The organism is Roseateles sp. DAIF2, from assembly GCF_015624425.1.
GTDB lineage: Bacteria > Pseudomonadota > Gammaproteobacteria > Burkholderiales > Burkholderiaceae_C > Kinneretia.
In genome coordinates, this window is record NZ_CP049919.1 from 4,146,307 (window position 1) to 4,158,397 (window position 12,091).

6 protein-coding genes are annotated in these 12,091 nt (G+C 69.9%); all 6 read left to right on the top strand.

Features of this window, described 5'->3' with window-relative positions:
- Positions 1 to 89 precede the first annotated feature (89 nt).
- The 6 genes from G8A07_RS19240 (at position 90) to G8A07_RS19265 (ending at position 12,089) form a co-directional block, all read left to right on the top strand.
- Positions 90 to 2,252, top strand: coding sequence for a bifunctional diguanylate cyclase/phosphodiesterase (locus G8A07_RS19240; protein ID WP_195793599.1), 2,163 nt, complete (start codon positions 90 to 92; stop codon positions 2,250 to 2,252).
- Positions 2,253 to 2,262: 10 nt separating this feature from the next.
- The gene (gene dnaG / locus G8A07_RS19245; protein WP_195793600.1) at positions 2,263 to 4,257 is read left to right on the top strand and encodes a DNA primase; all 1,995 of its coding nucleotides are present in this window, start codon (positions 2,263 to 2,265) and stop codon (positions 4,255 to 4,257) included.
- Positions 4,258 to 4,580: 323 nt separating this feature from the next.
- On the top strand, positions 4,581 to 6,800 hold the full coding sequence (gene rpoD, locus G8A07_RS19250) for an RNA polymerase sigma factor RpoD (RefSeq protein ID WP_195793601.1): 2,220 nt from the start codon (positions 4,581 to 4,583) through the stop codon (positions 6,798 to 6,800).
- A gap of 291 nt (positions 6,801 to 7,091) precedes the next feature.
- Entirely contained in the window at positions 7,092 to 8,075 is a 984-nt protein-coding gene (locus G8A07_RS19255; RefSeq protein WP_195793602.1) for an adenylate/guanylate cyclase domain-containing protein, read from the top strand.
- 30 nt (positions 8,076 to 8,105) lie between these two features.
- Complete coding sequence (gene hemH, locus G8A07_RS19260; protein WP_195793603.1) at positions 8,106 to 9,161, top strand: ferrochelatase; 1,056 nt, start codon at positions 8,106 to 8,108, stop codon at positions 9,159 to 9,161.
- Positions 9,162 to 9,590: 429 nt separating this feature from the next.
- Complete coding sequence (locus G8A07_RS19265) at positions 9,591 to 12,089, top strand: TolC family outer membrane protein (protein WP_195793604.1); 2,499 nt, start codon at positions 9,591 to 9,593, stop codon at positions 12,087 to 12,089.
- Positions 12,090 to 12,091 lie beyond the last annotated feature (2 nt).

Consider the following 12,091-nt stretch of genomic DNA (forward strand, 5'->3'; position numbering starts at 1 on the left):
CCGCGATATCGCCCCGCGGAGCTCGCGGCTAATATCGGCGGCCTCGCCTGGCCCCACCGGCCGCCCCATCGAGCCCCATGCCGCTCACCATGCCCTTCCTACCCCTGCTGCAGCGCCTGTTCGCGCCGCGCGCCGCCGCCTGGCCGCCCGAGCTGGCGCTGGCGGGTATCGGCCTGGCGCGCTGGGACCTCGGCCGCGCACAGGCCAGCGCCTCGCCGCAATGGCTGAGCCTGGCCGGGCCGCTGCCGGCACAGGGCGGACCCGCGGGCTGGCTCGGCCAGCAGGCCCATCCGCTGGACCGCGCGCGGCTGCAGCCACGGCTGGAGGCTTTATGCCGCAACGCGGCGCTGGACGAGCTGCGCGAGCCGCTGCGGCTGCGCCCGCCGGGCCAGGGCGACTGGCGCTGGTTCGAGCTGCGCCTGCGGGCCGAGGCGCGCCGGCGCGACGGCCGCGCCCAGCGCCTGTTCGCCACCCTGAGCGACATCTCCGCGCAGCGGGTGGCCGAGGAGCGCCAGCGCATGAGCGTCGCGCTGTTCCAGCAGGTGCACGAGGGCCTGGTGGTCACCGATCTGAACCATCAGGTGCTGGACGCCAGCCCCAGCTATTGCCAGCTGATGGGCCGGCCGCGCGAGGCCCTGCAGGGCCGCGTCGCCGCACCGCTGTCGGAGGCCATGCTGCGGCGCTCGGGCCATGATCCGGCGCGGCTGCGCCAGGCCGTGCAGGCCGGCGAGACCTGGCAGGGCCTGGTGCAGGGCGAGCGCGACGATGGCCGGCCCTGCAGCCTTCAGCTGAGTCTGGCCGCAATCCCCGAGCCGGACGGGCCGCCGCGCTACCTGGTGCTGACGGTCAGCGACCTGACCGAGCAGATGCAGCAGCGCGCCCGGCTGGACCAGCAGCAGGCCTTCGACCCACTGACCGGCCTGCCCAACCAGGCCGAGTTCCGCCTGCGCCTGGAGCAGGCGCTGCAGAGCAGCCAGCGCGAGGGCTTCACGCTGTGCATCGCCTGCCTGGACCTGGACCATTTCCAGCGCGTCAACGAGCGGCATGGCCGGGCCCTGGGCGACCGCCTGCTGGGCCTGGTGGCCGAGCGGCTGCGCGGTGCGCTGCGCAGCGGACGCGAATGGTCGGACGACCTGGCGCGCCTGGGCGGCGACGAGTTCGGCCTGCTGCTGCGCTGCCGCGACGCCGCGGAGGCGCAGCGCGCGCTGGAACGCCTGCTCAATGTGCTGCGCGCCCCCTACCACCTGGAAGGCCTGGCCGAGCCGCTGGACATCGGCGCCAGCCTGGGCGCGACGCTCTACCCGCGCGACCAGTCGGACGGCGAGACCCTGCAGCGCCATGCCGCCCATGCGCTGTACCGCGTCAAGCGCTCCGGCCGCAACGGCCACCAGCTGTTCGACACCGAGAAGCGTGCGCGCAACGAGGCCCAGGCAATGGCGCTGGGCCGCATGCAGGAGGCGCTGGACGCCGGCGAGCTGCGCCTGTTCTACCAGCCCAAGGTGGACATGCGGCGCGGCCGCGTGCTCGGTGCCGAGGCCCTGCTGCGCTGGCAGCATCCGGAGCGCGGCCTGCTGGCGCCGGCGCATTTCCTGCCGGTGCTGGAGCGCACCGGACTGGCCGCAGGGGTTGGCGACTGGGTGATCGAGCAGGCGCTGCAGCAATCCAGCCGCTGGCTGGCCCAAGGCCTGGCGCTGCGCGTCAGCGTCAATGTGACGGCGCGCCATCTGCAGACCCACGATTTCGCGCAGCGCCTGCAGGAGCTGCTGGCGCGCCATCCCGCCGCGCCGCTGGCCGAGCATCTGATGCTGGAGGTGCTGGAATCGGCGGCGCTGGCCGACATCGAGGCCACCCAGGCCCTGATCCGGCGCTGCCGCCTGCTGGGCGTGTCCTTCGCGCTGGACGATTTCGGCACCGGCTACTCCACCCTGACCTATCTGAAGCGCCTGCCGGTCGACACGCTGAAGATCGATCGCTCCTTCGTGCAGAACATGCTGATCGACGACCAGGACCGCGCGCTGGTCGAGGGCGTGATCGGCCTGGCGCGCCATTTCGGCTGCAGCGTGGTGGCTGAGGGCGTCGAGACCGCCTCGCATGCACGCGCGCTGATGGCGCTGGGCTGCGACCAGGGCCAGGGCAATGGCATCGCGCTGCCGATGGCGGCCGATGAACTGGCCGACTGGGTGGCCCGCTTCGAGGCGCGGCCGGTGCTGGCAGGACGCCAGGACGCCGCCGAGGTGAGCGCCATCCACTAGACTGTGGCCGGTGATCCCACCCGGCTTTATCCAAGATCTGCTCGCCCGCATCGACATCGTCGAGGTGGTGGGCCGCCATGTCGACCTGAAGAAGGCCGGCATCAACCACAAGGGCCTGTGCCCCTTCCACGGCGAGAAATCGCCCAGCTTCACCGTCAGCCCGAGCCGCCAGACCTACCATTGCTTCGGCTGCGGCGTGCATGGCAATGCGATCGGCTTCCTGATGGAGCATACCGGCGCCGGCTTCGTCGAGGCGGTCGAGGACCTGGCCCAGCAGGCCGGCATGCAGGTGCCGCAGGACGACCGCTCGGCCGAGGAGCGCGAGCGCGCCAAGCTGCAGAAGGCGCACCAGGCCACCCTGACCGACGTGCTGGCCCGCGCCAGCGACCATTACCGCGCCCAGCTCAAGAAGAACCCACGCGCGATCGACTACCTGAAGCGCCGCGGCCTGACCGGCCAGATCGCCGCCCGCTTCGCGCTCGGCTATGCGCCCGAGGGCTGGCGCACCCTGGCCAGCGCCTTCCCGAGCTATGACGACCCGCTGCTGGCCGAGTCCGGCATGGTGATCAGCCAGGCCAAGGAGGGCACGCAGGAGCAGAAGCGCTATGACCGCTTCCGCGACCGCGTCATGTTCCCGATCCGCAATGTGCAGGGCGAGTACATCGGTTTCGGCGGCCGCATCCTCGACAAGGGCGAGCCCAAGTACCTGAACTCGCCCGAGACCCCGGTGTTCAGCAAGGGCCGCGAGCTCTACGGCCTCTACGAAGGCCGCCAGGGCCTGCGCCAGCGCGGCTATGCGCTGGTGGTCGAGGGCTATATGGACGTGGTGGCGCTGGCCCAGCATGGCTTCGCCAATGCGGTCGCGACCCTGGGCACGGCCTGCACCGCCGAGCATGTGCAGAAGCTGTTCCGCTTCACCGAATCGGTGGTGTTCAGCTTCGACGGCGACGCCGCCGGCCGCCGCGCCGCCGGTCGCGCGTTGGAGGCCGCCCTGCCGCATGCCAGCGATACCCGCACGATCAAGTTCCTGTTCCTGCCGGCCGAGCATGACCCCGACTCCTATGTGCGCGAGCTCGGCGCCGAGGCCTTCGAGCGCTGCGTCGGCGAAGCGGTGCCGCTGTCGCGCCAGCTGGTCGAGGCCGCCTCCGACGGCTGCGACCTGGACAGCGCCGAGGGCCGTGCGCGCTTCCTCGCCAATGCCAAACCGCTGTGGAACGCCCTGCCCCAGGGCCTGCTGAAGCGCCAGCTGCTGGGCGAGCTGGCCAAGCGCGCCCAGCTGCCGGACCAGGAGCTGATGGGCCTGTGGCAGGCCGGCGGCGCGCCGCGCGCGCACCAGGGCGGCGGGGGCGGTGGCGCGGAGCGCTACCTGTCCGAGGCTCCGCCCGATTACGACATCCCGCCGGGCGAGATGCCGATCTACGAGGAAGAGCTGCCCGCCGGCGGCGTCCAGGCCGCGGCGCCGGCACGCAAGGAATGGAAGCCCAAGGGCGAGTGGAAACCCAAGAAGGACTGGAAGCCAGGTGGCAAGGGCGACTGGAAGCGCCGCGGCGAACCGACCGACGAGACCATCGGCACGCCGCGCCGCCAGCCGGTCGGCCGGGCCGATCACACCTTGCGCATGCTGCTGCTCAACAGCGCCTGGTGGGAGCGCCTGTCCGACCAAGACCATCAGCTGTTGCACGAGCTGCCCGGCATCCACGGCGAGCTGGTCGCCTGGCTGGAGCGCTTCCTGGTCAACCAGGGCCCCGGCCCCTGGTCGGCGCTGGAGGCCGCGCTGGCCGAGGACGGCCTGCTGGAGGCGGCCAGCGCCCTGGTCGGCAGCGTCTATGCCGAGGAGGAGGCGCTGTTCGAGGATCTGGAACAGCTGGTCAAGAAGCTCCTGATCGAGCAGTTGGAGGCCGAGTCACGGGCCCTGGTGGCCAGCAATCCGCAGGGGCCGGAGCTGGAGCGCCTGCGCGAGCTGAATGCCAAGATCCGCGACCTGAAGACGCCCGCCGCGGTCTGAACGACCCGGTTTTTGACCTTTTGACGAAATCTGACGATAATTAAGGGTTTTCGCGCGCGTCAAGAGTGACGGTAGCGATCATGCCGGTCCCGGCCACCCAGCGAAACTGGGCACCCATTGAGGTATCAGGCCACCTTTAACCGCCATACGCTGCATCTTCAAACGTTCACGCCAGCTTGCACGCGCCACGTCCGGTCTGCCGCCCCAGCGGCACCGGGCGTTTGAAAAGCCACCTGGGCCACGCTTCGCTTGATTGCGATGTACGGGGCTCCGGGTGGCTGCCGCATTGCCAAGCTCAGATTGAATCCACCGCAAGGACCTGCATGACTGCCAAGAAGACCGCGAAGGCCAGCCCCGCCGAGGTTGAGGAAACGACCAAGAAGCCCGCCGCCAAGGCAGCCAAGGTGACAAAGGCGCCCAAGGCCGCTGCTGCGGTCGCCGGCACCGAGGACAAGCCCAAGCGCGGCCGCAAGCCGAAGGCCGAGACGACCAGCCAGAAGGCGTCGGCCAAGGCCAAGCCCGAAGAGGACGAGGAGGACTTCTCCGACGTCGAGGCGGACCTGGAAGGCGACGGCGAGGCCGAAGCCGAGGTGGAGGAGGTCAGCGAGGACAAGCCCAAGGCCAAGCCGCTGCGCATGAAGGTCAGCCGCGCCAAGGAGCGCGCGCTGATGCGCGAGTTCGGACTGGACGAGACCGCGCTGACCGAAGAGGAAGTCGCCAAGCGCCGTCAGGAGCTGAAGACCCTGATCAAGATGGGCAAGACCCGTGGTTTCCTGACCCATCAGGAAATCAACGACCACCTGCCCGAGAAGCTGGTCAGCGAGGAAATCCTCGAGGCCATCATCTCCATGCTGAACGACATGGGGATCGCCGTCTATGAGCAGGCGCCCGACGCGGCCACCCTGCTGATCTCCGGCAACACCACCAGCACCGCGACCGAAGAGGAAGCGGAAGAAGCCGCGGAAGCCGCGCTGTCGACCGTCGACTCCGAGTTCGGCCGCACGACCGACCCGGTGCGCATGTACATGCGCGAGATGGGCACGGTGGAACTGCTGACCCGCGAGGGCGAGATCGAGATCGCCAAGCGCATCGAAGGCGGCCTGCAGGACATGATGCTGGCCATCTCGGCCTCGCCGACCACGATCGCCCATATCCTTGAGTTCTCGGCCAAGATCCGCGCCGGCGAGATGCAGATCTCCGAGGTGGTGGACGGCTTCGTCGCCGCCGACGAGGCCGACGACTATGTGGCCGAGGAAGACTTCGACGAGTTCGACGAAGAGGACGACGACGACGGCAACGGCGGCTCCAAGGCCCTGACCAAGAAGCTGGAAGAGCTGAAGAACGCCGCCCTGGTCAAGCTGGACTCGCTGGCCGTCAACTTCGACAAGATGCGCAAGGCCTTCGAGAAGGACGGCTACCGCTCGCCCTCCTACGACAAGGCGCAGCACGCCATCAGCAGCGAGCTGATGACGATCCGCTTCACGGTCAAGACCATCGAGAAGCTGTGCGACATCCTGCGCTCGCAGGTCGACGACGTGCGCCGCTACGAGCGCGAACTGCGCAAGATCGTGGTCGACAAGTGCGGCATGCCGCAGGAGCACTTCATCAAGACCTTCCCGCCCAATGCACTGAACCTGCAATGGGCCGAGAAGGAAGTGGCGGCCGGCAAGCCCTACTCCGCGGTGCTGGGCCGCAACCTGCCGCCGGTGCAGGAGCTGCAGCAGAAGCTGATCGACATCCAGGCCCGCGCCGTCGTGCCGCTGGAGGACCTGAAGGGCATCAACAAGCGCATGAACGAGGGCGAAAAGGCCTCGCGCGACGCCAAGAAGGAAATGATCGAGGCCAACCTGCGCCTGGTGATCTCGATCGCGAAGAAGTACACCAACCGCGGCCTGCAGTTCCTGGATCTGATCCAGGAAGGCAATATCGGCCTGATGAAGGCGGTGGACAAATTCGAATACCGCCGCGGCTACAAGTTCTCGACCTACGCCACCTGGTGGATCCGTCAGGCCATCACCCGCTCGATCGCGGACCAGGCCCGCACGATCCGCATCCCGGTGCACATGATCGAGACGATCAACAAGATGAACCGCATCTCGCGCCAGCATCTGCAGGAGTTCGGCTTCGAGCCGGACGCGCCGACCCTGGCCGAGAAGATGGAGATCCCCGAGGACAAGATCCGCAAGATCATGAAGATCGCCAAGGAGCCGATCTCCATGGAAACGCCGATCGGGGACGACGACGACAGCCACCTGGGCGACTTCATCGAGGACACCAACAACACCGCGCCGATCGAGGCCGCGATGCAGGCCGGCCTGCGCGATGTGGTGAAGGACATCCTCGACAGCCTGACCCCGCGTGAGGCCAAGGTGCTGCGCATGCGCTTCGGCATCGAGATGAGCACGGACCACACGCTGGAAGAAGTCGGCAAGCAGTTCGACGTCACCCGCGAGCGCATCCGCCAGATCGAGGCCAAGGCGATCCGCAAGCTGAAGCACCCGAGCCGCTCGGACAAGCTCCGCACGTATTTGGACAACCTGTAAGGGTTGGCCGAGGACGTTGTCGCCGCGAGGCGGCATCACTCGTTCAACGAGTGATGCGGAGCCTGCGCCCTGACTCGCGCGGCGAGGCCGAGCCCAAGCTCCGCACCTACCTGGACAACCTGTAGTCGGGTTCACAGGCAAGACCCAAGGGCCGGAGGCAACTCCGGCCCTTTTTTCTTGCCGCCCAGCGCCCGCACCCTTGTTTCTCCGCGTTAATGCGGCGATCGACCGGCGCGACGGCCGGCTACACTGAGAAATCCTTCACAAAACGCCTGCCTGCCTCGCCCGCCCATGACCGACATCCGCGAACGCACCGTGCTCTTTGCCGACCTGCGCGGCAGCACGGCGCTGTTCGAGACCCTGGGCAATGCCGAGGCCACCTCGGTGGTCACGCACACCGTCGGCCTGATCGGCCAGGCGGTGGACGAATGCGGCGGCAAGCTGGTCAAGACCCTGGGCGACGGCCTGATGGCCGTGTTCGAGGGCCCGCGCGACGGCATCAAGTCCGCCATCCGCATGCATGAGCTGCTGGAGCGCGTCGTCTCGCGCGGCAAGCAGCATGGCGCCTCGCCGGGCCTGCGCGCCTTGCGCATGCAGGTGGCGCTGGCGCGCGGCGAGGTGGTCGAGATGGGCGGCGACTGCTTCGGCGACGCGGTCAATGTCGCGGCGCGCCTGCTGGACCATGCCGGCGACAACGAGACCCTGATCACCGCCGAGGTGCTGGCCGGCCTGCCCAGCACCCTGAAGGCGCGCTTTCGCAGCCTGGACCTGATCTCGGTGCGCGGCCGGGCCGAGCCGGTGCATGTGCATGTGCTGGACAAGCCCAGCCAGGGCGACGTGGCCGCGACCCAGTTCGGCGAGGTGCGCCATGCCGCCACCGAGCCCGACGGCATCCGCCTGATCTGGATGGACCTGGACCGCGTGTTCGACATCGACAATATGCCGATCGTGCTGGGCCGCAGCGTGCAGGCCACCTACTGCATCACCGACGGCCGCGTCTCGCGCTCGCATGCACGCATCGACTGGCATGGCGGCAGTTTCTCGCTGACCGACCTCAGCTACAACGGCACCTTCGTGCGCTTCGGCGCCGCCGGCGAGATCCTCAGCCTGCGCCGTGGCAGCTGCACCCTGCATGGCAGCGGCGTGATCGGCCTGGGCAGCCCGCCGATCGACGCGGTCGCGCCGGCCGTGCGCTTCGAGGTGCTGCATTTCGCCGACACCGAACCGCTGGGCAGCGGCTCCAGCGGCCGGCGCTCGCGCGGCACCGGCGGCTGATCAACGCCGCCGCCCCCTTCCTCATCCCGCATGCCCTACCGAGCCGAAGCCCCCCAAACCCGCAGCAGCGCTACCGCCCCCAGCACCGCCCTGCTCCTGTGCAACCTCGGCACGCCGGATGCGCCCACCGCGCCGGCCACGCGCCGCTATCTCGCGCAGTTCCTCAGCGACCCGCGCGTGGTCGAGATCCCCAAGCTGCTCTGGCAGCTGATCCTGCACGGCATCATCCTGCGCGTGCGGCCGGCCAAGTCGGCCGCCAAGTACGCGACGATCTGGCAGCCCGAGGGCTCGCCGCTGAAGGTCTGGACCGAGAAGCAGGCCAAGCTGCTGCAGGGCTATCTGGGCGAGCGCGGCCACCGCCTGACGGTGCGCTACGCGATGCGCTACGGCAACCCGGCGATCGGCGCCGAGCTGAGCCGGCTGCGCGCCGAGGGCATCACCCGCGTGCTGGTGCTGCCGGCCTACCCGCAGTACTGCGCCGCCACCACCGCCAGCGTGGTCGACGATGTGGCGCGCTGGGCTCTCGAGACCCGGCACCTGCCCGAGCTGCGTTTCATCAACCATTACCACGACGAGCCCGCCTATATCGCCGCGCTGGCCGACAGCGTGCGCGCCCATTGGCGCCAGAACGGCCGACCCGAGCTGCTGGTGATGAGCTTTCACGGCATGCCCGCGCGCACCCGCGACCTGGGCGACCCGTATCACAGCGAATGCCTGGAGACCGGCCGCCTGCTGGCCGAGGCCCTGGGCCTGGCGCCCGAGCAGTACCTGATCACCTTCCAGAGCCGCTTCGGCAAGGCCAAGTGGCTGGAGCCCTATACCGAACCCACCCTGCGCGCGCGCGCCCGGGCCGGGCTGAAGAAGGTCGACCTGATCTGCCCCGGCTTCAGCGCCGACTGCCTGGAAACGCTGGAGGAGATCGCCCAGGAGGCGCGCGAGGCCTTCCTGCACGAGGGCGGCCAGGACTTCGGCTACATCCCCTGCCTGAACGACAGCCCAGCCGGCATGGCCATGCTGACGAGCCTGGCGGAGCGGCATCTGCAGGGCTGGGACACCCGGACCGCCGCACCGGGCACTGTCCGCTGAATTCCACGCCTTGTTGCAAGCAAGGCACAGGTTCAGCCCCCTGGATGCCACGGCGGGCGATCGCGCCAGCCGGCGCTGAAAGCGCCACCATGCGCCCTTCTCGGCCCATCTTTCTGTAAATCTTCGTAAACAAACCCGATGTCGGCCGGTGCGGCCGGCCGCCGCATGGCCGCTCCGAAGCACCGCCCGTCCGCGCTCAGAAACGCTCAGATTCGCCGCAAACCCTCCCCCTAAGCTGCCCGCATGCGTGCGGTGAGCGGGCCCTAGAGAGCCGGATCGCCATCGACGCCCGACAACAGAACACAGGGCCGGCGCCGCCCGTAGGACGTCGCAAGGTTGGGACCGAAGATGAAGCTAACGAGGGAAGTGGCCGTGCTGGGTGCTCATATCGCGCTGGCACTGTGCATGGGGGGAATGTCCGCGCCGGCCATGGCGGCGGATGAAAGCGGGCGGGCGCTAGAGGCCAGCCTGCTGGTGACCTCGCCGGGCCTGCAGCGCCTGCAGATCGAGGCGCCGGTGGGTGGCCTGGCCCAGATGAGCCTGATGGCTCAGGGCCAGGCCCTGCGCATCGACCTGCGCCGCCAGCCGCGCGCCGAGGTCGAGGCGCTGGTGCAGCGTCTGCGCCAGGAGATCGGCCTGGTGCGCGGCGTGCGCGCCGTCTACCTGCCGCAGGACGAGGCCTATGTCTGGGTCGACCTGGTCTCGGCCTTCGAGCTGATCGACCAGACCATCGTCGCGGCCCGGGCCGGGCGCTCGCGCTGGGAGCTGGTGCTGGGCCAGAGCCAGCCCAGCAAGGCCGCCGCGGTGGAGCTGCGCGAGCTGCGCCTGGCCGCACGCGACGACCTGCTGGACATCCATCTGAGCGGCAGCGCCGAGCTGATGGCCGAGGTCTCGGTGCTGGAGCAGCCGGCGCGCCTGGTGGTCGAGCTGCCCGGCACCTCGCCGGCCTCGGTCGAGCGCCTGGCCGCGGGCTTCCGCGCCGGCCCGGTGCCGCTGTTCGCGCGCGTCAGCGCCGGCAACCAGGGCGGCGTGCCGCGCTTGGAGTTCCAGCTGCTGGACGAGGTCGACCTGGTCGACAGCGCCGGCGAGGTACGCGACGGCCAGGGCCGCATCCGTCTCAGCCTGGCGGCCGACCGCGCGGTCGCGCAGGCCCGCGTCGGCGCCGCCGCCGAGGCCCAGCTGGAGCGCATCGAGGCCAGCCTGGACAAGCAGCGCCTCGAGCTGGCCCTGCCCGGCGTGCCCGCGGCGCGGCTGCAGTCCTACGCGTTGGAGGAGCCGGCGCGCCTGGTGGTGGACCTGCTGGGCTGGCGGCCCGAGCAGGTGCACGAGGCCGCCGCACGTTTCGTCTCGCCCCATCCCGGCATTGCCGGCCTGCGCGTCGAGACCACCCGCCTGGGCTCGGCCCGGCTGGTGTTCGACCTGAGCGGCAAGGCGCCGCTGCTGGCGCGCGGCGCCGCCGGCGATGCCCGCTATGCGCTGAGCCTGCGCCTGCCCGCCGAGGCGGGCAGCCTGGCCAGCGCGCAACCCGCGGCGCGCGGCGCCACCTCCTACGCGCAACGCGGCGAGCGCCTGGACCCGCGCGCACCGCTGCTGGTGGTGCGCCCGCTGATGCTGAGCCGCGACCCCGAGACGCCGCCACTGGCCACCTCGGAAAGGAACACCGCGCTGCTGGCGGTCTACCGCGAGGCGCTGGAGCGCGATCCCAAGTACCAGGCCGCCCGGGCCGACTACGAGATCGCCGCCCAGGCCGTGCCGCAGGCGCGCGCCGGCCTGCTGCCGACCGCCTCGATCGATTACCAGAAGTCGGCGATCCGCCAGGAGGTCGACCGCGCCTCCAACCCCAGCTTCCCGACCGGCGCCTCGCGCTACCCCAGCTCCAACCTGTCGCTGACCATCACCCAGCCGCTGCTGCGCGCGCCGGCCCTGTTCAAGTACAACCAGGCCGGCATCTCGGTCGAGCAGGCGCGCTTCAACCTGCTGGCGGCCGAGCAGGACCTGATCCTGCGCGTTGCCAGCGGCATGCTCAATGTGATGGCCGGCAACGACGGCCTGGACCTGGCGCGCGCCGAACGCCAGGCCACCGAACGCCAGTACGAGCTGGCCAAGGCGCGCAAGACCAGCGGGCTGGGCAATGTGACCCAGCTGTTCGACGCCGAGGCCCGCCACAGCCAGGCGCGGGCGCGCGAACGCGAGGCCGGCAACCGGCTCGAGGACGCCCGCCTGGCCGTCAAGGAGATCATCGGCGAGGACCTGCCCGCGCTGGGCGGCTTCAAGGGCGACTTCACGCCCACCGAGCCGATGCCCGCCGAGGCCGGTCCCTGGGTCAATGCCGCGGTCGAGCAGAACCTGGCCCTGCAGGCGCGCCGCCTGGCGGTACAGATCTCCGAGCTGGAGATCAAGCGCCAGAAGGCCGGCTACGCGCCCAGCGTCAACCTGGTCGCCAGCACCTCGCGCCAGGACACCGGCGGCTCGTTGTTTGGGCGCGGCCAGCGCTACAACAATGCCGAGGTCGGCCTGCGCGTCAACATCCCGCTGTTCGAAGGCGGCATGACCCACTCGCTGGTGCGCGAGGCGAATGCCCGGCGCGACAAGGCGCAGAACGAGCAGGAGCAGGAGCTGCGCCGCAGCGAGCGCCTGGCACGCGGCGCCTTCAACGGCGTGCTCGCCAGCCTCGACTCGGTGGACGCGCTGCGCAAGGCGGTGCTGGCCCAGCAGAGCGCGCTGGAGGCACGCGAGGAAGGCCTGAAGTCAGGCCTGTTCACGCCGGTGCAGGTGATGGACGCCTATCGGCTGTTCTACACCGCCAAGCGCGACTTCCTGCAGGCCCGCTACGACTACCTGCTGAACCGTCTCAAGCTCAAGCAGGCCGTCGGCATCCTCAGCCAGCACGACCTCGACGACCTGAGCGCACTGCTGCAGCCGCTCTAGCG

Excerpts from the sequence above, each read along its gene's own strand:
- G8A07_RS19240 (WP_195793599.1), top strand. The coding sequence starts at position 90 with ATGCCCTTCCTACCCCTGCTGCAGCGCCTGTTCGCGCCGCGCGCCGCC.
- rpoD (WP_195793601.1), top strand. The coding sequence starts at position 4,581 with ATGACTGCCAAGAAGACCGCGAAGGCCAGCCCCGCCGAGGTTGAGGAA.
- G8A07_RS19255 (WP_195793602.1), top strand. The coding sequence starts at position 7,092 with ATGACCGACATCCGCGAACGCACCGTGCTCTTTGCCGACCTGCGCGGC.
- hemH (WP_195793603.1), top strand. The coding sequence starts at position 8,106 with ATGCCCTACCGAGCCGAAGCCCCCCAAACCCGCAGCAGCGCTACCGCC.
- G8A07_RS19265 (WP_195793604.1), top strand. The coding sequence starts at position 9,591 with ATGGCGGCGGATGAAAGCGGGCGGGCGCTAGAGGCCAGCCTGCTGGTG.